Here is a 24,742-nt window from a genome sequence, read left to right on the forward strand (position 1 = left end):
CGTGCGGCGGCGCAGCCATGGGCCGCCAGGTGGCGTGCACGACGGTTGCGCGGTGCGCATCGTAGAATGACAGGCATCACGCCGATTGCCGCGCCGGCATGCGGGCGTCCCGAATCCGAAGGCCAGACATGACTCATCCGTTCTTCAACCTGTATTCCCACGGCTTTGCGCGCGTGGCCGTGGGCGTGCCCGAGTGCCGCGTGGCGGATCCGGCCTATAACGCCGACCAGACCCTGGAGCTGGCCCGCCAGGCCGTGCAAGGCGGCGCGGCGCTGGTCGCGTTCCCGGAACTGGGCCTGTCGGCCTACACCTGCGACGACCTGTTCCATCAGCGCGCGCTGCTGCGCGAGTGCGAACTGGCGCTCCAGCGCATCGTGGAAGCCTCGGTGTCGCTGCCGGCCGCGCTGGTGGTCGGGATGCCGCTGGTGGTGGAACATCAGCTATTCAACTGCGCCGTGGTGGTGGCCAACGGCGCCATCCAGGGCGTGGTGCCAAAGAGTTACCTGCCGAACTATTGGGAATTCTACGAGGCGCGCCAGTTCAGCGCGGCGGACTGCGCCCCCACCGAGGGCCGTATCTCGCTGCTCGGTGCCACGGTGCCGTTCGGCGCKGGGCTGCTGTTCGAGATCGAGAACATCCCGTTCTTCCGTTTCCAYGTGGAAATCTGCGAGGAYGTCTGGGTGCCGGTGCCGCCGTCGTCGTTCGCCGCGCTGGCCGGGGCCACSGTGCTGGTGAACCTGTCGGCGTCGAATATCGTCATCGGCAAGTCCGGCTACCGRCACCAGCTGGTGTCGCAGCAGTCGGCACGCTGCCTGGCGGCCTACCTGTACACCTCGGCGGGCAAGGGGGAGTCCTCCACCGACCTGGCCTGGGACGGCCAGGCGCTGATCTACGAGAACGGGGAACTTCTGGGCGAATCGGAGCGGTTTTCGGACCGTTCCCACCTGTTGACGGCCGATGTGGACCTGGAGCGGCTCTCGCGCGAGCGCATGCACCAGACCACCTTCGGCCATTCGGTGCGCCGTCATCGCGAGGAAGTCGAGAAATTCGAGATCGTCTCCTTCCGCGTGGACGTGCCCACGACGCAGAACCTGCCGCTCGCGCGCAAGGTAGAGCGCTTCCCCTATGTGCCGGCCGATCCGCGCCGCCGCGACGAGCGCTGCATGGAGGTCTACAACATCCAGGTGCAGGCGCTGGTGCAGCGGCTGTCGTCGAGCAAGATTTCGAAGGTGGTTATCGGCGTCTCGGGTGGGCTGGATTCCACCCATGCCCTGCTGGTCTGCGCCGCCGCGATGGACCGCCTGGGCCTGCCGCGCGCCAATATCCTCGGCTACACCATGCCGGGCTTCGCCACCAGCGACCGCACGCTCGATCAGGCGCGGCAACTGATGRCCTGGATTGGCTGCACGGCGCGCGAGATCGATATTCGTCCCAGTTGCATGGCGATGCTGAAAGATCTCGACCATCCGTACGCGAAAGGCGAGCCGGTTTACGACGTGACCTTCGAGAACGTGCAGGCCGGCGAGCGCACCAACCACCTGTTCCGGCTGGCCAACCACAATCACGCCATCGTGATTGGCACCGGCGACCTCAGCGARCTGGCGCTSGGCTGGTGTACCTATGGGGTGGGTGACCATATGTCCCACTACAACGTCAACGCCAGCGTGCCGAAGACGCTGATCAGCCATCTGGTGCGCTGGGTGGCCGAAACGGGCCAGGTGGCGGAGGGCGGGGAAGCGGTGCTGACGGCCGTGCTCGACACCGATATCAGCCCCGAACTGGTGCCCGGCGGCACAGCTGCGGACGGCCAGGACAAGGCGCCGGGCCAGAAGACCGAGCAGGTCATCGGGCCGTATGAATTGCAGGATTTCAACCTCTACTACACGCTGCGCTTCGGGTTTTCGCCCAGCAAGGTGGCCTTCCTGGCGCTCAGCGCCTGGGGCGACGTGGCGCGCGGCGAATGGCCGAACGGGCCGCATGTTGCGCGTAACGCCTACGAACTTGCCGAGATCAAGCGCGTTCTGGGGATTTTCGTCGACCGATTCTTCCGCACCAGCCAGTTCAAGCGGTCCTGCGTGCCGAATGCCCCGAAAGTGGGCTCGGGCGGGTCGCTTTCGCCGCGTGGCGACTGGCGCGCCCCGAGCGACGGGGAGTCGGCGGTCTGGGTGCGTGATCTGGCCCGGATTCCGGACTGATCGAACCGGGGCGAAGGGGCCAAGTGTGCCCATACCCGCAATCCCGAGGCGGGTTTCGGGCTAGAATCTGTCATCTTCCGACAAACACAAATAGAGGCCAGCCATGAAGCAGATTACCGCCATCATCAAACCGTTCAAGCTCGACGAAGTGCGCGAGGCGCTGGCGGATGTGGGCGTGACCGGCCTCACCGTGACTGAGGTAAAGGGCTTCGGCCGCCAGAAGGGCCACACCGAGCTGTATCGTGGCGCCGAGTACGTGGTCGATTTCCTGCCGAAGATCAAGATCGAAGTGGTCGTGGCCGAGAACCAGCTCGACACCGTGCTCGATTCGATCGTGAAGGCTGCCCACACGGGCAAGATCGGTGACGGCAAGATCTTTGTGACCGAGATCGAGCGCGTGATCCGTATCCGCACCGGTGAGCAGGACGAAGCCGCAGTCTGATTGGGACTCATCGTCCAGACGCAAAAAAGCCGGCCCAGCGCCGGCTTTTTTTCGTTTCTGAGGGTTCTGCTAGCTTGGCAGTTTCCAGCCAAGCTGTACGGACAGCAGGCGCATGGCGATCGTGACAAGCGCCCCGGTCAGCAGCGCCGCCTCCTGGTCGGCGCGTAGCCAAGTCAGGCCGACATAGACCCAGCAGCCCACAAACGAGCAGGTGGCGTAGGGCGAGCGGTCGCGCAGGATCATCGGCACTTCATTGCAGAGCACGTCGCGGACCACGCCGCCGAACACTGCCGAGATGATGCCCATCATCACCGCCACGGTCGGCGTCATCTGCGCCACCAGCGCCAGCGAGGTGCCCGTGACGGAGAACAGCCCCAGGCCGATGGCATCGGCGACCAGCATCGCCCGGTTCGAGGCCACCGTGCTCACCACGCGAAATACGATCGCCGCGCCGATCGACATCGCGAAGATCAGTAGCACGTAGTACTCGTGCTCGACCCAGTAGAACGGGCGCCGGTCCAGCAGGACGTCGCGCACGGTGCCGCCGCCGAACGCGGTGGCGAACGCGACGATGAACGTGCCGACGGCATCGAGCCGCTGCTTGCGCGCATCCACCACGCCCGAAATCGCAAACGCGAGCACGCCGACCACCTCCATCGCATGGAGGATCAGCGGCAGCCGCCCCATCAACAGATCGAACGGCAGGTGCATCGACATCAGGCGCGGGGCTGACGCAGCAAGACCATTAGGGCGCCGGCCCCGCCCAGCGACTCGCGGGCCTGGACGAAGGCGATGACTTCCTCCTTCTGCACCAGCCAGCTGCGCACCTTGCCCTTGAGGACGGGCAGCTTGTCCGGCGAGCCGATGCCCTTGCCGTGGATCACGCGCACGCAACGCACGCCGTTGCGCACCGAGCGGCGCAGGAATTCGGCCAGTGCCTCGCGCGCCTCGTCGCTGCGCAGGCCGTGCAGGTCCACTTTGTCTTGCGGTACCCACTCGCCACGGCGGAGCTTGCGGACCACGTCGATGCCGATACCGGGGCGCCGGAACGACATGGTTTCGTCGATATCGAGCAGATTCTCGACATCGAATTCGTCGGACAACGAGGCTTCCAGCACGGCTTTGTCGTTAAGCTGGGTCTGGATGGCGACGGGCGGGGGACGCTTGGGCGGATGCGCCACGTGGTTACGGTCACGCAGGGCGCTGACCTGGCCGACATTGCTGCGGAAGACGTTGGCTTCCTCGTCGGCGCGGCGGGCGGCGGCTTCGGCGGCCACGCGCTCGGCCTCGCGGCGTTCGGCGTCAGCCTTGAGATTGTCACGCACCGCGGCCAGATCGTGCAGGCCGAAGCGCTTGGAAGGGGATTTTGCGCCGTGCGACATGGAAAGATTCTCCGGGGGCTCGGCGTCGATTATAAGGGGATTGCGAGGGGGAGCGGCCTCCGCGCCGTCCATGGCGGAGGGGGTGGAGGCCGTGGCGCTTACTGCAGTGCCTCTACGAAGCGCTGGGCGTCCAGCGCGGCCATGCAGCCCGTGCCGGCGCTGGTGATGGCCTGGCGGTAGATGTGGTCCTGCACGTCGCCGGCGGCGAACACGCCCGGGATGTTGGTGGCCGTGGCATCGCCGGACAGGCCGCTCTTGGTCACGATGTAGCCGTTCTTCATGTCCAGCTGGCCCACGAAGAGGTCGGTGTTCGGCTTGTGGCCAATCGCCACGAACACGCCGGCCAGCTTCAGGTCCTCGGTCTTGRCGGTGTCCTTGGTGCTGCGGATGCGCAGGCCGGTCACGCCCGACTCATCGCCCAGCACTTCATCGAGCGTATGGTCGTAGCGCAGTTCCACGCGGCCTTCCTTGACGCGCTGGAGCAGGCGGTCCACCAGGATCGGTTCGGCCTTGAACTTGTCGCGGCGGTGGATCAGGGTGACCTTGCTGGCGATATGCGACAGGTACAGCGCCTCTTCCACGGCCGTGTTGCCGCCGCCGACCACGGCGACTTCCTGGTTCTTRTAGAAGAAACCGTCGCAGGTGGCGCAGGCGGACACGCCGCGGCCCATGAACGACTCTTCCGACGGCAGGCCCAGGTACTGCGCCGAGGCGCCCGTGGCGATGATCAGCGCGTCGCAGGTGTACTCGCCCGAGTCCCCGATCAGGCGGATCGGCTTCTCGGTCAGCTTGGCCGTGTGGATGTGATCGAAGATGATTTCGGTGTTGAAGCGCTCGGCATGGGCCAGGAAACGCTGCATCAGGTCCGGGCCCTGCACGCCATTGGCGTCGGCGGGCCAGTTTTCCACGTCGGTGGTGGTCATCAGCTGGCCGCCCTGGGCCAGGCCGGTAATCAGYACGGGCTGGAGGTTGGCGCGGGCGGCGTAGACGGCGGCGGTGTAGCCGGCCGGACCCGACCCGAGAATCAGCACTTTTGCGTGTTTTGCGGACATGTTGCGTTCCTGTGGCCGGCGTACGCGCGTGTTGCGTTCGCGCCGGTGTAACTCGAAACCGCCATTATAAGTGGGCTGGCGTTTGCCGACTGTTGCAAATTCCAATGGGGCCGATAGCGCGCGCAAGGTTAAAATGGCCGCCATCGTCCACCCCGAGCGATCTGAAGCGATCATCCGAACCCAAGGCATGGCCCGCGCTACCACCACTACCCGGACCGACCCGTCGGCACTCCCCTCGCGAATCGCCAAGCTGCTGGGCGAGGTGCGCTGGTTCCTGCTGCTGGCCGTTACGCTCGGCTTCGTGTGCGTGCTGGCCAGCTACAGCAAGGCGGACCCCGGCTGGTCTCACGCCAGCCAGGTGGCCGATATCCACAATCTGGGCGGCCGCGTGGGCGCCTGGGTGGCGGACGTGCTGTTCTTCATCTTCGGCTTCTCCGCCTACTGGTGGAGCGTGCTGCTGATGCGCCGCTGCTGGCGCGGCTGGCGCACCCTGACCGCCGAACTCCCCGAGCGCGTGCCGGATCCGCAGCACAGCGTGGCGATCAGCTGGATCGGCTTTGGCCTGACGCTGGTATCGAGCATGGGCCTCGAGGCCATCCGCATGTACCCGCTGCGCGCCGCGCTGCCGCGCGCCCCGGGTGGCGTGCTGGGCGACCTGCTCGGCGGCTGGCTGCAACTGGCGCTGGGCTTTTCCGGCGCCACGCTGCTGTTGCTGCTGATGTTCGCCATCGGGCTGTCGCTGTTCTTCCATTTCTCCTGGCTCTCCGTGGCCGAACACGTCGGCGGCTTCGTCGAAACGCTGTTCCTCGGCTTCAAGGCCCGCCGCGAGAAGAAGCAGGACCGCATCATCGGTGCCGCGGCCAAGGTGGAACGGACCGAGACCGTGGAAGTGCAGCGCGTGCGCCAGGAGGAAGCCACCCCGGTGCAGATCGTGCGCCCGCAGGCCGTGCCCAAGCACGAACGGGTGGAGCGCGAGAAGCAGCAGCCGCTGTTCGCCGATATCCAGGACTCCGACCTGCCGCCGCTGTCGCTGCTCGACGCCGTGCCGGCCCATCAGGAGACGGTGAGCGCCGAAACGCTCGAATTCACGTCGCGGCTGATCGAGAAGAAGCTCAAGGACTTCGGCGTCGAAGTCAAGGTCGTGGCCGCCTACCCGGGGCCGGTCATCACCCGCTATGAGATCGAGCCGGCTACCGGCGTCAAGGGCAGCCAGATCGTCAATCTGGCGCGCGACCTGGCGCGTTCGCTGTCGCTGGTGTCGATCCGCGTGGTGGAAACCATCCCGGGCAAGAACTACATGGGGCTGGAGCTGCCGAACCCCAAGCGCCAGACCGTTCGCCTGACTGAAATTCTCGGTTCCCACGTCTACAACGAAAGCGCGTCCAGCCTGACCATGGCGCTGGGCAAGGACATCGCCGGCAAGCCGATGGTGGCCGACCTCGCCAAGATGCCGCACTGCATGGTGGCCGGCACGACTGGCTCGGGCAAGTCGGTGGGCATCAACGCGATGATCCTGTCGCTGCTCTACAAGGCCAAGCCCGAGGCCGTGCGCCTGATCCTGATCGACCCGAAGATGCTGGAAATGAGCGTCTACGAGGGCATTCCGCACCTGCTCTGCCCGGTGGTCACGGACATGCGCCAGGCCGGCAACGCGCTGAACTGGGCCGTGGGCGAGATGGAGCGGCGCTACAAGCTCATGAGCAAGCTGGGCGTGCGCAACCTGGCCGGATACAACAAGAAGATCGATGAGGCGGCGGCGCGCGAGGAAAAGGTGCCGAATCCGTTCAGCCTGACGCCGGACGCCCCCGAGCCGCTCGAGAAGCTGCCGACCATCGTCATCGTCATCGACGAACTGGCCGACCTGATGATGGTGGTGGGCAAGAAGGTCGAGGAACTGATCGCCCGTATCGCCCAGAAGGCCCGCGCGGCCGGCCTGCATTTGGTGCTGGCCACCCAGCGGCCGTCCGTGGATGTGATTACCGGCCTGATCAAGGCCAATGTGCCGACGCGGATCGCGTTCCAGGTCAGCAGCAAGATCGACTCGCGCACCATCCTCGACCAGCAGGGCGCCGAGGCGCTGCTGGGCATGGGCGACATGCTCTACCTCGCGCCGGGCACCGGGTTTCCGGTGCGCGTTCAYGGCGCCTTCGTCTCCGATGAGGAAGTGCACCGCGTGGTGGAGCAGCTCAAGGCGTCCGGCGAGGCCAACTATATCGAGGGCATTCTCGAAGGCGGGCTGGTCGATGGCGACGGCGCGGGCGACAGCCTGGGCGGCGGCGCTGGCATTGGCGGCGGGGGCGGCGAGGCCGATCCGCTGTACGATCAGGCCGTCGAGGTGGTGGTCAAGAATCGCCGGGCGTCGATCTCGCTGGTGCAGCGCCACTTGCGCATCGGCTACAACCGCGCCGCGCGGCTGCTCGAGGATATGGAGAAGGCCGGACTGGTCTCGGCCATGTCGGGCAACGGCAACCGCGACATCCTGGTGCCGGCCGGCGCCGGGGCCGGTGCGCGCGACGACGACTGAACGCGTCCGGGGCGGCAAAGGGCGGCGAGGGGTGGCCGGCGTCAAATGTGACGCGTAACATACCGTTACCCCGGTCACAGGAATCCGGCGCCCCGCGCCCGGCTCTAACCGGGCATCCACTACTCAGGAAAGGCTGACTCCATGCGACATCGCATTCTTGCGTCCACCTGCGCCGCGCTTGTGCTGCTGACGGCTGCCGCATCGGCCGCCCAGGCCGCCGCGACAGACCAGCTGCAGAGTTTTGTGACCAGCGTGAAGACCGCGCGTGGCGAATTCACCCAGAAACAGCTCAAGGGGCAGGGCGGCGAAGGCAAGGCCGGCGGCACGTCCAGCGGCACTTTCGCGTTCTCGCGCCCCGGCAAGTTCACGTGGCGCTACACCAAGCCCTACGAGCAACTGCTCCAGGCCGATGGCCAGACGCTGTTCATCTACGATAAAGACTTGAACCAGGTGACCGAGCGCAAGCTGGACAACGCGCTGGGCTCGAGCCCGGCCGCCATCCTGTTCGGGAGCAACGATCTGAGCAAGAATTTCGATGTGAAGAACGGCGCCACGCGCGACGGCGTGGAATGGCTGGAGCTGACGCCAAAGTCGAAAGACACCCAGTTCGAGAAGATCCAGATCGGCTTCAAGGCCGGCAACCTGGAGGCGATGGAGTTGCGCGATGCCTTCGGCAATACCACGCTGCTGACCTTCTCGGCGATGCAGAAGAATCCGTCGCTGCCGGCGGACACGTTCCGCTTCACGGTGCCGAAGGGCGCCGACGTGATGAAGCAATGAGGCCCACCATGCCCGCCGATTTTTCGCCGTCCGTTCTGAAGCCCCGCCTGCTGGCCGGGGCCGCCGTCCTGCTGCTGGCCGCCTGCGCCCAGGCGCCGGCCAATCGGTTCGACGTGGATGCCTTCCTGCGTGCATCGGATACGGCCATGCCCGAAGTGCTCGGCAATCCGGACTTCCTCAAGGCCACGCGCGTGCCGCACTCGCAGTGCGCCACGCTGCTCCAATCGGCGCACAGCGGGGTGCTGGAAGACCTGCCGGCCAGCAATGCGGCGCGTGGGCCGGCATGGCTGCTCCATCCGGCCGATGCGCCGGACAAGGTATGGCTGGTGGTGGGAGTGGCCGGTGGCGAGCGGACCTGCCATGGCCCGCTGCCTGCGGAYGCCATGAAGACGCTGGCCGACCGGGCCAAGGGCTGAGGGCTGACGCCCGCGGCGCTACGCCTGCGCYTCGCGCGCGTAGCGCTGGCGCGGCACCGGCAGCTTCTGCAGTTTCTCGCGCCGGATCCTGATCGCTTCCTCGTCGCCGCGCTTGATCGCGGCGCGCAACTTCAACACGGCTTTCCGATATTGCTTCTTCTTGCGGATGCGGGTCGTGATGGCCATGGCAGTGGCTTCCTCCTGGCGAGCCGGCCGTCGGGCCGGCGGGGTTGGAAAAGCTGGGCAAGCCTGGGTAGACCTAGGTAAGCGTCAAGGCGAGCCCCATGGTATCAGAGGAGGAAGCGGCGGTTGTCGTTGGGCGGATACTGGCTTTCCACCTTCTTGAACCGCAGCTTGGTGCTGCTGTTGAGCTTGCGCCCTGCCATCTTGCGCTGCAACTGCCGGTGCACGGCGCGGATATGGCCGACCGAGCCCTGGGCATAGGGCTGGCCATCGGTGGCGCCGGGCAGGCCGCCGCCGGCAGCAAGTGCTGCATTGTGCGCTTCCGCCGATTTCTTGATCAGCACGTCCAGCGCCTGGCGCGCGCGCACGGCCGCGTGCAGCGGACCATCGGCCGGATTGGCCTTGGCCCGCACCGCGTCCTGCGGCAGCCGCACGTTGCCGGCCACGCGGCGCAGCGCCGCGCGCAGTTCGGCGCCATCGAACTGGCCTTCCTGGACGATCCACACCGCGTCATGGCGCAGCCAGCCTTCCACATCGGCCAGCCGGCGCAGCAGCGCGGGCATCAGCATCCGACCGCCGAAGCGGCGCGAGCGCCGGATCGCGGACAGTCCGATGCGGCGTACCTGCGGGTTCTCATGGTCGACCAGATCCTCGATCAGGCGGTCGGCCTCCTCCTGCGATCCGATCATTTCGGAAAACTGCCCTGCCAACGAGATTTCTTCCACGCCGCTGAGCTTGTTCTTGCTCGCGAGGCGGGACATCTTGAACAACAGCATGCGGTAACGCAGCATAGGGATCCTCGAACTTGTAACCGATGAATCTGCCACGCCCGGTCGGGTGATACGCGGGCCATTGGATGTTATCGGCAAGGTTGAAGGGATTCTTTAGGCCATCGGGCGATGGTCTACACTGTCACGTTCCGCGCCGCGGCCAGCCCGCGCGCGCCCAGATCCAAGAGGTAGAACCATCGTGGCGGATTCGCTGTTTTCCGACCCCCCTGAACGTTCCCGGCAGCCGCTGGCGGAACGCCTGCGCCCGCGCACCATCGACGAAGTCATCGGCCAGCAGCATCTGCTGGGGGCTGGCAAGCCGCTGCGCGTGGCGTTCGCGTCCGGCGAGCCGCATTCGATGATTCTGTGGGGTCCGCCCGGCGTGGGCAAGACCACGCTGGCGCGGCTGATGGCCAGCGCGTTCGATGCCGAGTTCATCGCGCTGTCGGCCGTGCTGTCGGGCGTCAAGGACATCCGCGAGGCGGTGGAGCGCGCCGAGCAGTACCGCGCCCACGGCCGCCGCACGCTGGTGTTTGTCGACGAAGTGCACCGCTTCAACAAGAGCCAGCAGGATGCCTTTCTGCCGCACGTGGAAAGCGGCCTGTTCACGTTCATCGGCGCCACCACGGAAAACCCATCGTTCGAGGTCAACGGCGCGCTGCTGTCCCGGGCGGCCGTCTACGTGCTCAAGAGTCTGGACGACGCCGAACTGAAGCAGCTCGTGCTGCGCGCCAGCGAGGAACTGGGCGGGCTGACCTGGGAGGACGAGGCGCTCCAGCTGATCGTCGGCTCGGCCGACGGCGACGGGCGCAAGCTGCTGAACAATATCGAGATCGTCGCGCGCGCGGCCCGCAACGCGGGGCAGGACCGCATCGACACGCCGCTGCTGGGCAGCGCGCTGGCCGAGAACCTGCGCCGCTTCGACAAGGGCGGTGATGCGTTCTACGACCAGATCAGCGCGCTCCACAAGTCCGTGCGCGGGTCCGATCCGGACGGCACGCTGTACTGGTTCTGCCGCATGCTCGATGGCGGCGCCGATCCGCGCTACCTCGCGCGGCGCATCGTGCGGATGGCCTGGGAGGACATCGGGCTGGCCGATCCACGTGCTGCGCGCATCACATTAGATGCGGCTGAGACCTACGAGCGGCTCGGCTCGCCCGAGGGCGAACTGGCGCTGGCCCAGGCGCTGCTGTACCTCGCCGTCGCCCCGAAATCGAATGCCGGCTACAACGCCTACAACGCCGCGCGGGCCTTCGTGGCCAAGGACAAGTCGCGCCAGGTGCCGGTGCACCTGCGCAACGCGCCGACCAAGCTGATGAAGGAACTCGGTTACGGCCACGCCTACCGCTACGCGCACGACGAGCCCGAGGCCTACGCCGCCGGCGAGCACTACCTGCCCGACGACCTCCGCCGCCAGGACTGGTACCAGCCCACACCACGTGGCCTGGAAGGCAAGATCAGCGACAAACTGCGCCATCTGCGCGACCTCGAYGCGGCCTGGCATCGCGAACATCGGCCGGACAAGGGCGGTGAGAAAGAGTGAGACGACTCTGAAAATGCCGAACAAGGCTGGAAAAGGGCGCTGACTCCGTCGCGGCAGGGGGTGCCGGTGCAGTAAAATGGCGCCCATCGCCGGCATGTCGCCGGCACTGCACATCCATTGCTCCCGCAACATGCTCGACATCCAACTGCTCCGCAAAGACATCGACGCCGTGGCCCAACGGCTGGCCACGCGCGGTTTTCAACTCGACGTGGCGACGTTCCAGGCCCTCGAGGCCGAACGCAAGCAACTGCAAACCCAGACCGAAGACCTGCAGGCGCGYCGCAACAGCTTGTCGAAGCAGATCGGCATGCTCAAGGGCAAGGGCGAAGACGCCTCCGGCCCGATGGCCGAGGTCGCCGGCATTGGCGACACGCTGAAGGCGTCGGGCCWGCGCCTGGCCGAGATCCAGGAACAGATCCACGACGCGATCATGTCGGTCCCGAACCTGCCGGACGCGAGCGTGCCGGTGGGCAGCGACGAGACCGGCAATGTCGAGGTACGCCGCGTCGGCACGCCGCGCACGTTCGACTTCGAGGTCAAGGACCACGTGGACGTGGGCGCGAAGCTCGGCCTCGACTTCGAGACCGCCACGCGCGTGACCGGCTCGCGCTTCTCCTTCCTGCGTGGCGGCCTGGCGCGCATGCACCGCGCGCTGGTGCAGCTGATGGTGGACACCCACACGCTCGAGCACGGCTACACCGAGATGTACGTGCCGTACATCGTCAATGCCGCGTCGATGCGTGGCACGGGCCAACTGCCCAAGTTCGAGGACGACCTGTTCAAGGTGCCGCGCAAGGTCGGCGGCGAGGATGGCCAGGACACCATCGAGAACTTCTACCTGATCCCGACCGCCGAAGTGCCGCTGACCAATATGGTCCGCGACGCCATCGTGGCCGGCGACAAGCTGCCGCTGCGCTACGTCGCCCACACGCCGTGCTTCCGCTCGGAAGCAGGCTCGTACGGCAAGGACACGCGCGGCATGATCCGCCAGCATCAGTTCGACAAGGTGGAGATGGTGCAGGTGGTGCCGCCCGAGCAGTCGATGGACGCGCTCGAGCAGATGACCGGCCATGCCGAGGCCATCCTCAAGAAGCTGGAACTGCCGTTCCGCACCGTGGTGCTCTGCACGGGCGACATGGGCTTCGGCAGCACCAAGACCTATGACATCGAGGTGTGGATTCCGGCGCAGAACACCTACCGCGAGATCAGCTCGTGCTCGAGCATGGGCGACTTCCAGGCGCGCCGCATGCAGGCCCGCTTCCGCGCGGGGCAGGGCAAGCCGGAACTCGTGCACACGCTGAACGGCTCGGGCCTGGCCGTGGGCCGCACGCTGGTGGCGRTTCTCGAGAACTACCAGAATGCCGAYGGTTCGCTGACCGTGCCGAAGGCGCTGCAGCCGTATATGGGCGGCATCACAACGCTGCAACCGGAGGCGTAAAAATTATTGCGCAAGCCGCTTGCAAAGGCGGGCGCAACATCGCTATAATCTTGGTTTCGCCGCAAGGTCGACCAAGTTACCGGAGAGGTGGCAGAGTGGTCGAATGTACCTGACTCGAAATCAGGCGTACCGGCGACGGTACCGTGGGTTCGAATCCCACCCTCTCCGCCAAATAAGAAGCTGCCCGGTTCGCTGGGTAAGCAACAAATAGCAGTAACACTCAGACCGACGCACTGTGCAAGCAGGCGTCGGTTTTGTTTTTCTACACGTCCCCTCCCGCGTTCCCTCTACACATCCCAATACGGCGGACTGCCGATCGCTTCGCGCAGGTGCTCCACCAGCGCACGCAGCTTGGCGGACGCGCGTCGGCCTYCCGCGTGGGCGACGTAGATCGATTCGGCTGCCGTCTGCACGCCGATGTCCACGCTCCGCAACGCGCCCGATTTCAATGCAGCGCCGGCCAGGAAGGTCGGCAATAGCGCGATGCCGAGGCCGGCCAGCGCCGCGTCCAGCATCATGTCGCCGTTGTTGACCCGCAGGCGGGCGCGGGCGCGTAGCGAAGTCATTTCGCCGTCCTGCAGGAACGACCAGTCCGCGATGCCCCGATTCGTATAGAAGATGCCGTGATGGCGCTGCAAKGCCTCGGGCGAGTCTGGCGCGCCGCATTGGTCGAGGTAGGCCGGCGATGCCACGAGCAGCCGGCGGCTCGGCGCCAGGGGCCACGCCACCAGCCGCGAATCGCCGACGGCGCCGTGGCGGATCACCGCGTCGTAGCCTTCCGATGACGCATCCACGCGACGGTCGTCCAGATCTAGTGAGAGATCGATGTCGGGATGCCGGGCCAGGAAGGGGTAGAGCGCCGGCCCCAGGTGCAGGCGTCCGAACGTGACTGGCGCGGCGATCCGCAGCGGGCCGGACAGCGTGCCGCGCCGCTCGGTCATCTCCGCTGCGGCGTCCTCCACTTCCCGCAGGATCCGGGTGGCGCGTTCCAGGAACGCGGCGCCGTCTTCGGTCAGGCTCACCCGCCGCGTGGTGCGGTGAAGCAGGCGCGCGCCCAGCACCTGCTCCATCTCCGCCAGCCGCTCGCTGACTACCGATTTCGACAGGTGCAGCCGGCGCGCCGCCTCTGTGATCGACCCAGACTCGGCCACCGCCACGAAACTCGCCACCCCTTCCAGTTTGAACATTGTTCGGTTTTTCCGAAAAGCAGAATCGTGATTAGCAATATACCGCTATCTAATCCCAGCGCCCATACTGGGTTCAGACGCGGCGCACCTGGGTGTCCGAACCGAAATCGATAGATCAAATCAACGAATCAACTCAACGGAAACCGGAGCACATCATGGAACGACTGAACGGCAAGGTGGCGATCATCACGGGTGCAAGCAGCGGCATTGGCCTGGCCACGGCGGAGTTGTTTGCGAAGGAGGGCGCGAAGCTCGTGGTTGGCGCGCGGCGGCAGGCGGAACTGGACGCCCTCGTGGCCCGCATCCGCGCCGCCGGTGGCGAGGCGGTTGCACTGGCGGGCGACGTCCGGGACGAAAACTATGCCCGCGCCCTGGTGGATCTGGCGGTCGAGCAGTACGGCAAGYTSGACATCGCYTTCAACAAYGCGGGCACGYTGGGCGARGGCGGCCCGAGCACCGRGGTGTCGGAAGCSGGCTGGAACGACACGCTGGCGATCAACCTSACCGGCGCGTTCCTCGGCGCCAAGCACCAGATCGCGCAGATGGCGAAGCAGGGCGGGGGATCGGTGATCTTCACGTCGACGTTCGTCGGCTACTCGTTCGCGTTCCCGGGCGTGGCCGCCTATGCCGCGAGCAAGGCCGGCCTGATCGGCCTGACGCAGGCGCTGGCGTCCGAGTACGGGCCGCAAGGCGTGCGGGTCAACGCYATCCTGCCGGGCGCGGTGGACACCGAAATGTATCGTGACATGAACAATACGACCGAATCGCAGGCGTTCATCACCGGACTCCACGCTCTCAAGCGCGTGGCCAAGCCGGAAGAACTGGCGCGGTCGGTGCTGTACCTGGCGTCTGACGACGCGGCGTTCGTGACCGGCACGGCGTCCCTGGTGGACGGCGGCGCCTCCATCACGCGCACGTAACTCAGACCTGAGTCAGTGGTCCCCGGCTGAAGCGGCGCTCGGCGCCACCGCGCCCGGCAGCCGCGACACCAGCAGCTGGTCGATCTTGTGRTGATCGATATCCAGCACTTCGAAGCGGTAGCCCGCCACGGTGATCGACTCGGACTTCTTCGGAATCCGCTTCAGCGAGTAGATCACCAGGCCGGCCGCCGTATCGACGTAGTCCTCGCCGGGCAGCGAATCAAGCTCGAGCGCCTTCTTGAGGTCCACCAGCGGCGTCACGCCGTCCACCAGCCATGACGTCTCGTCGCGCCGCACGATCTGCTCGTCCTCGGCCGAATACAGGATGTCCCCCATTAGCGCGCCGACGATGTCGTCGAGCGTGACGATGCCCACCACGAGCCCGTACTCGTTCATCACCACCGCAAAGCTCTCGTGCATCTCGCGGAACCGCGTCAGGGACTCGGACAGCGTCAGCGTGTCCGGAATCACCAGCACGTTCTTGTCGTGATGCCGGCCGATGTTGCCGAGCACCGTGGCGCTCTCGTCGGCCAGCAGCCGTTGCAGGATGTCCTTCGAGTCGATGTAGCCCAGCACGTCGTCCAGGTCGTGACCGCAGACCGGGTATTGCGCGTGCGGCTGGCTGACCAGCTTGCGGCGCACGCTGTCGGCGGTCTCGTCCAGCGTCAGGAAGATCACGTCGTCACGCGGGGTCATGATCGCCGTGATGCCCTTCGAGTCGAGTTCGAACACGTTTTCGATCAGGTGCAGCTCGTGCTTGTGGAGCACGCCGGCCTCGGCGCCGGCATCGACCATCGCGGCGATGTCCTCGGTGGTGATCTGGTCCACCGGCTTGGTCGGGATGCCGAGCAGCTTCAGCATCGCGTCCGCCGCCGCGTTGAAGATCCACACCACCGGCTTCAGCACGCGCAGCAGCGTGAGAATCGGCTCAATGACCACCACCGCGCAGCGCTCGGGGAAGGTCATGGCGATGCGCTTCGGAATCAGGTCCGCGAACTGGATGAACAGCAGCGTCACCACCAGGAAGGAGCCGATATTGGCCACGCGCAGCGCGTGGGTGGCGCTCATATAGGGGGTCAGCGCGGCGAAGACGAGGTCGGAGACGTGTTTCTCGCCCAGGATACCGGCGAGGATGGCCACGCTGTTCACGCCGATCTGCACGATGGTGAAGAAGTTGCCGGGCTCTTCCTTGAGCCGCAGCACCTTGGTGGCGCGGCGGTCGCCGCGCTCGGCCAGGACCTGGAGCTTGGTGCGCCGGGCGGCCGTCAGCGCGATCTCCGAAATCGAGAAGAACGCGCTTATCAGGACGAGGAGAATCAGGGTCAGGACGAACATGGGGGTTTCACGCGCCTGTCGGGGCGGGTTGATGATGGTGTACGCCGCGCAGGTCTGTCAATGCGGCGTTTCTGAGGGCGGCGCGGCTCATTTCTCGGGCGCGTCGAACTGCACGCGCGGGGCTTCGAGCCGGTGGGGCAGGGTGGCCGCCAGCTCGGCGGCGGCGGCCGTGAACTGGGTGCGCATGTCGTCCACGAGGCTGGAGGCACCCCGGTGGCTCGCGCGCAGCAGCTGGATCTCGAAAGGCAGCATCGGCTCGATATCGTGCAGTGCCACATTGGCCGGATTGGCGCTCAGGGCCGTGTACTGGTCGAGCACGGTCAGGCCGAGCCCCGCATCGACGAGTGCCAGCGCCAGCGAGTAGGTCTGCACCTCCAGCGTGGAATGCGGCTCCAGCGCGTGGCGCGCCAGCGTCTGCCGCACCAGCAGGCCCAGCGAGGTGTCGTCGTCGTAGCCGACGAAGGGGCGGTCCATCAGCTTGTGCATCGACACCGCCCCGCGCCGCCCCCCGGCCGGCAGCGGCAGCGTGCGCGGCACGGCAAGCAGCATCCGGCCGGCGGCCACCGGCTCCGAGGAGATGGCCTCGTGCCGGGGCGGCGAAAAGGCGAAACCCACGTCGATCTGGTTGGCCAGCAGCGCGTCCACGATCTCGTTGGTATGGTGCGTCAGCACCTGGACCTGCGTTTCCGGATGCCGCGCGCAGAAGCGCCGCACGGCCGGCACCAGCAGCGGGTTGGCCAGGCTCGGCGTGGCGGCCACGCGCAGCCGGCCGGCGCCCTTGTGGCGCAGGCTCTCGGACACGCGCCGCACGCGCTCGATCTCCCCATATAGCCTTTCGACATCCCCATAGAGCGCGGTCGCCTCGGGCGTGGGCTGCAGCCGGCCGCGCACGCGCTCGAACAAACGAAAGCCCAGCGAGGCCTCGGCGTGCTGCAATACCCGCGTCACCACGGGCTGGGAGACGTGGAGCAGGCGCGCGGCCTCGCTGACGGTGCCGGTCAGCATGACGGCGCGGAAGACTTCGATCTGGCGCAGGCGCATCGTTGTGGTGCTGGATATTGTCCGGAAAGGTGCGGCGGAAACCGGCCAGGACGGCCGTGCACTACGGGTAAGCCCGGGTGGCCGGCATCCATAGCCTGGGGACATATTCTGGCACGTATTGGCATTGGGCAAGCCGCGCGCGGTGGACTACGCTCTGGCCCATCGTTTCGATATGGATGGCAAGGCAGGTTCGATGCGCATAGCGATTGTGGGAGCAGGGGTGGTCGGCATGACCACCGCATGGCGGCTGGCCCAGGACGGCCACGAGGTCACCGTACTGGAGCGCCACGAGGGGCCGGGCGAGGAGACGAGCTTCGCCAACGGCGGGCAGCTGAGCTAYAGCTATGTGGCGCCGCTGGCCGGGCCGGGCGTGCTGTCGAAGGTGCCGGGCTGGCTGCTGGACCGCGATTCGCCGATGCGCTTCCGTCCGACCGCCGATCCCGCCCAGTGGCGCTGGCTGCTGGCCTTCGTGCAGGCGTGCAACGCCGCCACCAGCGAGGCGACCACGCGCAAGCTGCTGCGGCTGGCCTTTTATTCGCGGGACCTGATGCAGGCCTTCGTGGACGGCCCGGAGGCACGCGGCGAGGGCGGCGGCTTCGATTTCGCGCGGCGCGGCAAGCTGGTGGTGCATCGCAACGAAGCCGCCTATGCATCGGCCTGCCGGCTGCTGGACTACCAGGCCAGCCTGGGCTGCGAGCAGCAGGCGCTGGACCGCGACGCCACGGTGGCGCTGGAGCCCGCGCTGGCCGGCATCCGGGGCGACATCGCCGGCGCCATCTACACGCCGAGTGAAGAAGTGGGCGATTGTCATCGCTTTTGCCTCTCGCTGGCCCATCTGTTGCAAGGGAAGGGCAATGTGTCGATGCGGTTTGGCACACGTGTCACTGGATTGATGACATCGGGCGTCCAGGTGGTGGGCGTGAGGACGACCGATGACGAGGTGCGCGCGGACGCGGTGATCGTCGCGGGCGGCATCGGCAGCGTGCCGCTGCTGCGTCCGCTCGGCGTACGGCCGATGCTGTGGCCGCTCAAGGGCTACAGCATCACGGTGCCGATCGCCGATGGCGCCCGGGCGCCGCATATCAGCGTGACGGACTTCGCCAACAAGATCGTCTACGCGCGCATCGGCAATACGCTGCGCGTGGCCGGCATGGCGGATCTGGTGCGCGGCGGGCCGACCATCGACCGCGAGCGCGCGCAGACACTGGTCGCCCAGACCCGCGCCGTGTTTGGCGGCGTGGCCAATGGCGCCGGCCTCGATGCCCTGCAGCCCTGGGCGGGCCTGCGCCCGGCCACGCCGGACGGCCTGCCGCTGGTCGGCCCGTCGCGCCTGCCGGGCCTGTGGCTGAACCTGGGCCATGGCGCGCTCGGGTTCACGCTGGCGATGGGCAGCGCGGGGATGCTGGCGGACCAGTTGGCCGGCCGCGCGCCGGCCATCGGCGCAGAAGATTTCAGTGCGGCGCGGGCCTGACCGGCGCACAACGGGTGTTGAAGTTTGTAGTACGGAAGTGGGATTGCCTCGAGCTGATTAAACCAAGCCCCATCAAGGAGCGAAAACCATGAAGTCACTGCGTGTCCGTCTGACCCCTACCTGCCTGTCCACCCGCCTGCTGGCCGCCGCCGTGCTGGCCTGCGCTGCCGCCGGCGCGCACGCCGCCGATGGCGATACGCTCAAGAAGATCAAGGACACCGGCGTGATCTCGCTCGGCTACCGCGAGTCGTCGATTCCGTTCTCGTACACGGACGGCAAGGAGGTCATGGGCTACTCGCACGAGATCCTGTTGCAGATCGTCGACAAGATCAAGACGACGCTGAACATGCCGAACCTGCAGGTCAAGCTGACGCCGATCACCTCGCAGAACCGCATCCCACTGATGCAGAACGGTACGATCGACATCGAATGCGGCAGCACGACCAACAATCTCGAGCGCCAGAAGCAGGTGGCCTTCTCGAACAGCCTGTTCGTCTACGGTATCAAGATGCTGACCAAGAAGGACTCGGGCGTGACCGACTTCGCCCAGCTCAAGGGCCGCAACGTGGTCACCACGGCCGGCACCACGGGCGAGCGCCTGCTGGTCAAGATGAACGGCGAGCAGGGCATGAACATGAACCTGACCAGCGCCAAGGACCATGGCCAGGCGTTCCTGATCCTGGAGACGGGCCGTGCGGTAGCCTTCGTGATGGACGAGCCGCTGCTGTACGGCGAGCGCACCAAGGCCAAGAACGCGAGCGAATGGGTCGTGGCCGGCGAGCCGCTCCAGACCGAGAACTACGCGTGCATGTTCCGCAAGGACGACGCCTCGTTCAAGAAGCTGGCCGATGGCGTGGTGTCGGACCTGATGCTGAGCGGCCGYGCCGACAAGCTGTACACGAAGTGGTTCCAGTCGCCGATTCCGCCGCGCAACATCAATATGAACTACCCGCTGTCGCCGGACATGAAGGCGCTGTTCGCGGCGCCGAACGACAAGGCGTTCCAGTAAGCAGGGAGGGACTGGCGGCGCCGCGGTCCGCCCCGCCCGGCCCCTGGGTGGGGTGGCGGATCGGTTATATAGCCATAATGAATCGTTATTTCGCGCTTGATAGTATTTGCGGTAGTGTGGAGCCCGTTATAGGCTCTTAGGAGCCTCCGGTTCGCCCCCAAAAGGGGCAGCCGGCCTGATCCGCCTCTCACACTGGAGAATTTATGCGCTCGATTCGTACTGGCTTGCTCAAATCCCTGTTGGCTTCCGCGCTGCTGGCTGGCGTTGCCGGTTTCACGGCCACGGCCGCCAGCGCCGCCGATCTGCTCGACACGGTCAAGCAAGCCGGCGTGCTCAAGATTGGCGTGGAAGGCACGTACCCGCCGTTCGGTTATCGCGGCGCGAAGAACGAACTCGAGGGCTTCGACGTGGACGTGGCGCGCGCCATCGCCGGCAAGCTCGGCGTGAAGCCGGAGTTCGTGACCACCGAATGGAGCGCGATCATCGCCGGCCTGCAGGCGGGTAAGTTCGACATCATCGTCAACCAGGTCGCGGTCACGCCGCAGCGCAAGCAGACCCTCGATTTCTCCACGCCCTACGTCTATTCGGCAGCCCAGTTGATCCAGCGCAAGGACGACAAGCGCGAGTTCAAGTCGCTGGACGACCTGAAGAGCCACAAGCTGGGCGTCAGCCTGGGCAGCAACTACAACGAACTGGCCAAATCGGTGGCCGGCATCGACGTGAAGACCTATCCCGGCGCGCCTGAGTACCTGCGCGACCTGGCCTCGCAGCGGATCGACGCGGCGCTCAATGACMGGCTGATGGTCAACTACCTGATCAAGAACGCCAACCTGCCGCTGCGCCCGGGCGCCGTGGTGCCCGGCGCCAATACCGAGGTCGCCATCCCGTTCCGCAAGGACAATCCGAAGTTCGCCCAGGCCATCGACAAGGCGCTGGAAGACCTGCGCAAGGACGGCACGCTGGTGAAGCTGTCGACCAAGTGGTTCGGCTCGGATGTGACCAAGGCGCCGAAGTAAGCGGACAGGGTTGCGCCCCCCGCCGGGCCAACTCGCTCCCAGCCCGTACCAGCAAGGCCGGCTCCCGAGAGTCGGCCTTTTTTTTCCGCGGCCGGATCACGTATGATCCCGGCATTCCGGATTCCTGACCTGCTCCCGCCATGTCCGCCCTCGCCCTCGTGATGGATTCGCTGCCCGTGCTGTTGCAGGGCGCCCTGCTCACGCTGAAGTTCGCCGTGCTGTCGATGGCGTTCGGCCTGGTGATTGGCATTGTGGTCGCGCTGATGGGCATTAGCCATGCGCCGATTCTCAAAATGGTGGCGCGCGTGTACGTCAGCATCATGCGCGGCACGCCGCTGCTGGTGCAGATCTTCGTGGTCTATTACGGGCTGCCGAGCGTGGGCATTGCGCTCGAGCCGACCCCGGCCGGCGTGCTGACCCTGAGCCTCAACGTGGGCGCCTATCTGTCGGAAAGCATGCGCGGCGCCATCCTCGGGATTGCGCGCGGGCAGTGGATGGCGGCCTACAGCCTGGGCCTGACGCCCATCCAGACGCTGCGCTACATCGTCGGGCCGCAGGCGCTGCGACTGGCCGTGCCGAGCCTGTCCAACAGCCTGATCAGCCTGATCAAGGACACCTCGCTGGTGTCGGTGATCACCGTGACCGAGTTGCTGCGCACCGCGCAGGAAATCATCGCCGCCACCTACCAGCCGCTGCCGCTCTACCTGGCGGTGGCGGTCATCTACTGGATCCTGAGTACCGGGCTATCGGTGTTGCAGCGCGTGCTGGAGCGCCGGCTCTCGCTGCCGGGTCGGCACTGAAGGCGAGGGGCTAGGCGGCGGAGGAGGGCGCCGGTGGCGGCTTGGGGACCTCGACCTGGAGGGGCTGCCCCGTCTCCAGCAGCGTCTTGAGTCCGGCGAGGATCATCGGCCAGCCGTTGCGGCCACCTTGCAGGATCTGCTCGTCCACCGGCTCGCGATGGGTCTCGCTCACGGTCAGCCGCACCGCCTGCCCCAGCGCATCCACCTGCCAAGTGACCACCACCTCGGGTAACTCGCGGAAGGCCTCGAGCCACTCCACGCGCCACGTCACCGAGAGCCGGTAGGGCGGCTCGGCCAGCAGCACCACGCCCTGCGAGTCCACCCGCCCGTCGTCCATGCGCAGCACGAACGGGCTGCCCACCTGCCAGTCAGACTCCACGCGCCGCCCGAAGAAATACTGTTCGCTCTGCGCGGGCTCCGTCAGCGCGGACCAGACCTGCTCGGGTGTGGCGGCGATGTAGGTGACCACTACGGTCTGCGGCGATTGCATGGCAAGCCTCCTCTGGATGAGACCGGCGGGGCAGGGCGGTCATCGGAGCGATGGTGACAGTAATGTGGCACCTGCAACCGTTTCGATGCAAGTGGACGCACAAGAAAAAAGGCCGGCTCCTGGGAGCCGGCCTTCGCACGGACGCACAAAGGTGCGCGTTACTGTTCCGCGATGCGCTGGGCGATGTGCCCGAGTGCCTCTTCCACCTGATCCACCAGGATCAGGCACAGGTCGCCCGGCTTCAGGTGCCCCAGCGCGGTGTCGATCGCCAGGAACTCGCCCCGGATCTCCTCCACGTGCTGSGTGCGCTGTGCGCCTTCCAGCCCTTCGCGCAGCAGCGCCAGTACCTCGCCGTCCTCGCGGCCGCGCTGGCACTGGTCCTGATACAGCACCACCTCGTCGAACACGCCGCCCAGGATCTGGGTTTGCCGGCGGATGTCCACGTCGCGACGATCGCCCGCGCCGCTGATCACCACCACGCGGCGGTCGCCCTTCATGGATTCCACCGCATTGCACAATGCCTGGATGGCATCCGGATTGTGGCCGTAGTCGGCGATCAGGGTGGCGCCCCGGTAGTCGAACACGTTGAAGCGGCCCGGCGCCGTGGCGGCGTCGTTGACGAAGGTAGCCAGCCCGCGACGGATCACGGCCCAGTCCACGCCCAGCGCCCAGGCGGCGGCGATCGATGACATCGCGTTTTCCACCTGGAAGCCGATGCTGCCGTTGCGCGTCAGCGGGATGTCCGCCAGCGCGATGCGCACCTGGGTCTCGCCCTCGCACGCCACGATCTCGTCGCCCTCGACGAACACCACGCGCTTGCCCTGTGCGCGATGCAGCGCCATCGTCGGCAGCCCGGCATCCTGCGCGAAGAACGTCACCGTGCCGGGGCAGGCGTCGGCCATGCGCGTCACCATCGGATCCGCGGCGTTCAGCACAGCCATGCCATGCGGCGCCACGTTCTGGACGATCACGCTCTTGAGCACGGCCAGGTCTTCCACGGTGCTGATATAGGACAGCCCCAGGTGGTCGCCTTCGCCCACATTGGTCACCACGGCCACGTCGCAGCGGTCGAAGGCCAGGCCCTCGCGCAGCAGGCCGCCGCGCGCGGTCTCGAACACGGCGGCGTCGACGTCCGGATGCAGCAGCACGTTGCGCGCGCTGCGCGGACCGCTGCAGTCGCCGGTGTCGATGCGCTCGCCCCGGATATACACGCCATCGGTGCCGGTCATGCCCATGCGCAGGCCGCTCGTGGCCAGCAGGTGGGTGATCAGGCGCACGGTGGTGGTCTTGCCGTTGGTGCCGGACACCGCCACCACGGGAATACGGCCATCGTCKCCATCGGCGAACATGGTTGAGACGATGGCCTCGCCCACGGCGCGGCCCTTGCCGAACGACGGCTGCAGGTGCATGCGCAGGCCCGGCGCGGCGTTGACTTCGACGATGCCGCCGGCCTGTTCCTCGAACGGCTTGAGCATGGTCTCGCACACGGCGTCCACGCCGCAGATGTCGAGGCCCACCATCTGGGCTGCGGCCACGGCGCGCGCGGCGATGTCCGGGTGGACGTCGTCGGTCACGTCGGTGGCGCTGCCGCCCGTCGACAGATTGGCGTTATTGCGCAGCACCACGCGCGTGCCGTTGGCGGGCACCGAGTCGGCGGTCAGGTGCTGCTTGGCCAGCGTTGCCAGCGCGATATCGTCGAAGCGGATCTTGGTCAGTGACGTGGCATGGCCCTCGCCCCGGCGCGGGTCGCGGTTCACTTCCTCCACGAGCTGGCGCACGGTGTGCACGCCATCGCCAATCACCTGCGGCGGATCGCGGCGCGCGGCGGCCACCAGGTGCTTGCCCACCACCAGCAGGCGGAAATCGTGACCGGGGATGTAGCGTTCCACGAGCACGTCCGAGGAGATGTCGGCCGCCACTTCGTAGGCCGTCATCACTTCTTCGCGCGTGCGGATGCGCACCGCCACGCCCTTGCCCTGGTTGCCGTCGCGCGGCTTGACCACCACCGGCCCGTTGATGGCCTGCGCGGCGGCCCAGGCTTCCTCGGCGCTGCGCACCGAGCGGCCCAGCGGCACCGGCACGCCGGCGGCGTGCAGCAGACTCTTGGTCAGGTCCTTGTCCTGCGCGATGGACTCCGCCACGGCGCTGGTCATGTCGGTCTCGGCGGCCTGGATGCGGCGCTGCTTGCTGCCCCAGCCGAACTGGACCATCGASCCCTGCGTGAGGCGGCGATACGGAATGCCACGCGCCACGGCGGCGTAGACGATGGAGCCGGTGCTCGGCCCCAGCCGCACGTCCTCGTCCAATTCGCGCAGGCGGTGCAGCGCGTCGTCGAGGTCGAAGGGCTTGTCGTCGCGGGCCGCCAGGCATAGCTGTTCAGCGAGTTCGAAGGCGAGCCGGCCGACTTCCTCCTCGCTGTACTGCACCACTACCTGATACGTGCCGGGCTCCACGGTGGGCGCGGTGTTGCTGAAGGTGACCGGGCAGCCGGCGGAGGCCTGCAGGCCGAGTGCGGCGGCTTCCAGCGCGTGGGCCATCGACGGCGTACCGGCCTCGTCGTCAGGACGGAGCGGGCCGATGGCMGGGAAGCGCGCGCGCAGGCGGTCTTCGAAGCCGGGCAGGTCGGCCAGCAGGTGCGAGGTGTCCGAGCAGGCCACGATGGCCTCGATGCCAGTGTGGCGGCACCAGAGATTCGGGCCGCGCAGGGCCCGGATACGGGAGACTTCCATAGTATTTCCGTTATTTTTC

At 66.8% G+C, this 24,742-nt stretch carries 22 protein-coding genes and 1 tRNA gene; 13 read left to right on the forward strand and 10 right to left on the reverse strand.

Annotation, left to right across the window (positions count from 1 at the left end; genetic code table 11):
• The first annotated feature begins 128 nt into the window (after positions 1–128).
• Together AB4Z27_RS11855 and glnK are read left to right on the forward strand one after the other, a co-directional pair.
• Positions 129–2,195 carry an NAD(+) synthase gene (locus AB4Z27_RS11855; protein ID WP_441644525.1) on the forward strand — a complete coding sequence of 689 codons (2,067 nt, stop codon included), beginning with the start codon at positions 129–131 and terminating at the stop codon, positions 2,193–2,195.
• A 103-nt stretch (positions 2,196–2,298) separates the two neighbouring features.
• Complete coding sequence (gene glnK, locus AB4Z27_RS11860; protein WP_061957551.1) at positions 2,299–2,637, forward strand: P-II family nitrogen regulator; 339 nt, start codon at positions 2,299–2,301, stop codon at positions 2,635–2,637.
• 69 nt (positions 2,638–2,706) lie between these two features.
• Here glnK and AB4Z27_RS11865 read toward each other — a convergent pair whose 3' ends face one another.
• From AB4Z27_RS11865 to trxB, 3 genes are all read right to left on the reverse strand, one after another.
• On the reverse strand, positions 2,707–3,348 hold the full coding sequence (locus tag AB4Z27_RS11865; protein WP_177219978.1) for a trimeric intracellular cation channel family protein: 642 nt from the start codon (positions 3,346–3,348) through the stop codon (positions 2,707–2,709).
• A 5-nt stretch (positions 3,349–3,353) separates the two neighbouring features.
• Entirely contained in the window at positions 3,354–4,019 is a 666-nt protein-coding gene (locus AB4Z27_RS11870) for a Smr/MutS family protein (RefSeq protein ID WP_092298331.1), read from the reverse strand.
• 98 nt (positions 4,020–4,117) lie between these two features.
• Positions 4,118–5,071 (reverse strand): thioredoxin-disulfide reductase, encoded by a 954-nt coding sequence (trxB, locus tag AB4Z27_RS11875; protein WP_441644526.1) that lies wholly within the window; start codon positions 5,069–5,071, stop codon positions 4,118–4,120.
• A gap of 187 nt (positions 5,072–5,258) precedes the next feature.
• On the opposite strand from trxB, the gene AB4Z27_RS11880 reads away from it, so the two are divergent.
• The 3 genes from AB4Z27_RS11880 (at position 5,259) to AB4Z27_RS11890 (ending at position 8,791) form a co-directional block, all read left to right on the forward strand.
• Positions 5,259–7,595 carry a DNA translocase FtsK gene (locus AB4Z27_RS11880; protein WP_092298468.1) on the forward strand — a complete coding sequence of 779 codons (2,337 nt, stop codon included), beginning with the start codon at positions 5,259–5,261 and terminating at the stop codon, positions 7,593–7,595.
• A gap of 141 nt (positions 7,596–7,736) precedes the next feature.
• Positions 7,737–8,375, forward strand: a complete 639-nt coding sequence (gene lolA, locus AB4Z27_RS11885; protein ID WP_092298337.1) for an outer membrane lipoprotein chaperone LolA — start codon at positions 7,737–7,739, stop codon at positions 8,373–8,375.
• Positions 8,376–8,383: 8 nt separating this feature from the next.
• Positions 8,384–8,791, forward strand: a complete 408-nt coding sequence (locus AB4Z27_RS11890) for a hypothetical protein (RefSeq protein ID WP_441644527.1) — start codon at positions 8,384–8,386, stop codon at positions 8,789–8,791.
• Between the two features lie 18 nt (positions 8,792–8,809).
• Here the strand turns inward: AB4Z27_RS11890 and AB4Z27_RS11895 are convergent, their stop codons facing one another.
• Entirely contained in the window at positions 8,810–8,977 is a 168-nt protein-coding gene (locus AB4Z27_RS11895; RefSeq protein ID WP_176860900.1) for a hypothetical protein, read from the reverse strand.
• Between the two features lie 104 nt (positions 8,978–9,081).
• Complete coding sequence (locus AB4Z27_RS11900; RefSeq protein ID WP_092298340.1) at positions 9,082–9,765, reverse strand: hypothetical protein; 684 nt, start codon at positions 9,763–9,765, stop codon at positions 9,082–9,084.
• A gap of 178 nt (positions 9,766–9,943) precedes the next feature.
• Here AB4Z27_RS11900 and AB4Z27_RS11905 point away from each other — a divergent pair, with 178 nt between their 5' ends.
• The 3 genes from AB4Z27_RS11905 (at position 9,944) to AB4Z27_RS11915 (ending at position 12,896) form a co-directional block, all read left to right on the forward strand.
• A complete protein-coding gene (locus AB4Z27_RS11905; RefSeq protein ID WP_092298343.1) occupies positions 9,944–11,287 on the forward strand; it encodes a replication-associated recombination protein A in 1,344 nt (447 codons plus the stop codon).
• Between the two features lie 130 nt (positions 11,288–11,417).
• A complete protein-coding gene (serS, locus tag AB4Z27_RS11910; protein WP_441644537.1) occupies positions 11,418–12,725 on the forward strand; it encodes a serine--tRNA ligase in 1,308 nt (435 codons plus the stop codon).
• 81 nt (positions 12,726–12,806) lie between these two features.
• Positions 12,807–12,896 (forward strand) — tRNA-Ser (locus AB4Z27_RS11915).
• A gap of 116 nt (positions 12,897–13,012) precedes the next feature.
• Here the strand turns inward: AB4Z27_RS11915 and AB4Z27_RS11920 are convergent.
• Positions 13,013–13,912 carry a LysR family transcriptional regulator gene (locus AB4Z27_RS11920; protein ID WP_441644528.1) on the reverse strand — a complete coding sequence of 300 codons (900 nt, stop codon included), beginning with the start codon at positions 13,910–13,912 and terminating at the stop codon, positions 13,013–13,015.
• Between the two features lie 155 nt (positions 13,913–14,067).
• On the opposite strand from AB4Z27_RS11920, the gene AB4Z27_RS11925 reads away from it, so the two are divergent.
• A complete protein-coding gene (locus tag AB4Z27_RS11925) occupies positions 14,068–14,832 on the forward strand; it encodes an SDR family oxidoreductase (RefSeq protein WP_441644529.1) in 765 nt (254 codons plus the stop codon).
• Positions 14,833–14,844: 12 nt separating this feature from the next.
• Here the strand turns inward: AB4Z27_RS11925 and AB4Z27_RS11930 are convergent, their stop codons facing one another.
• Positions 14,845–16,167 carry a hemolysin family protein gene (locus AB4Z27_RS11930; RefSeq protein WP_092298353.1) on the reverse strand — a complete coding sequence of 441 codons (1,323 nt, stop codon included), beginning with the start codon at positions 16,165–16,167 and terminating at the stop codon, positions 14,845–14,847.
• An 87-nt stretch (positions 16,168–16,254) separates the two neighbouring features.
• Positions 16,255–17,208 carry a LysR family transcriptional regulator gene (locus tag AB4Z27_RS11935; protein WP_441591883.1) on the reverse strand — a complete coding sequence of 318 codons (954 nt, stop codon included), beginning with the start codon at positions 17,206–17,208 and terminating at the stop codon, positions 16,255–16,257.
• A 193-nt stretch (positions 17,209–17,401) separates the two neighbouring features.
• On the opposite strand from AB4Z27_RS11935, the gene AB4Z27_RS11940 reads away from it, so the two are divergent.
• From AB4Z27_RS11940 to AB4Z27_RS11955, 4 genes are all read left to right on the forward strand, one after another.
• A complete protein-coding gene (locus AB4Z27_RS11940) occupies positions 17,402–18,679 on the forward strand; it encodes a D-amino acid dehydrogenase (protein WP_092298477.1) in 1,278 nt (425 codons plus the stop codon).
• An 88-nt stretch (positions 18,680–18,767) separates the two neighbouring features.
• Positions 18,768–19,688 carry a glutamate/aspartate ABC transporter substrate-binding protein gene (locus AB4Z27_RS11945; protein ID WP_092298359.1) on the forward strand — a complete coding sequence of 307 codons (921 nt, stop codon included), beginning with the start codon at positions 18,768–18,770 and terminating at the stop codon, positions 19,686–19,688.
• Between the two features lie 203 nt (positions 19,689–19,891).
• On the forward strand, positions 19,892–20,704 hold the full coding sequence (locus tag AB4Z27_RS11950; protein ID WP_092298362.1) for a transporter substrate-binding domain-containing protein: 813 nt from the start codon (positions 19,892–19,894) through the stop codon (positions 20,702–20,704).
• Positions 20,705–20,844: 140 nt separating this feature from the next.
• Complete coding sequence (locus AB4Z27_RS11955; RefSeq protein WP_092298365.1) at positions 20,845–21,504, forward strand: amino acid ABC transporter permease; 660 nt, start codon at positions 20,845–20,847, stop codon at positions 21,502–21,504.
• Positions 21,505–21,514: 10 nt separating this feature from the next.
• On the opposite strand, the gene AB4Z27_RS11960 is transcribed toward AB4Z27_RS11955, so the two are convergent.
• Positions 21,515–21,994, reverse strand: coding sequence for an SRPBCC family protein (locus tag AB4Z27_RS11960; protein WP_092298368.1), 480 nt, complete (start codon positions 21,992–21,994; stop codon positions 21,515–21,517).
• A gap of 158 nt (positions 21,995–22,152) precedes the next feature.
• Positions 22,153–24,723, reverse strand: coding sequence for a cyanophycin synthetase (cphA, locus tag AB4Z27_RS11965; protein ID WP_092298371.1), 2,571 nt, complete (start codon positions 24,721–24,723; stop codon positions 22,153–22,155).
• Positions 24,724–24,742: the final 19 nt, after the last annotated feature.

Source organism: Cupriavidus sp. KB_39, assembly GCF_052114485.1.
Taxonomy (GTDB): Bacteria; Pseudomonadota; Gammaproteobacteria; order Burkholderiales; family Burkholderiaceae; genus Cupriavidus.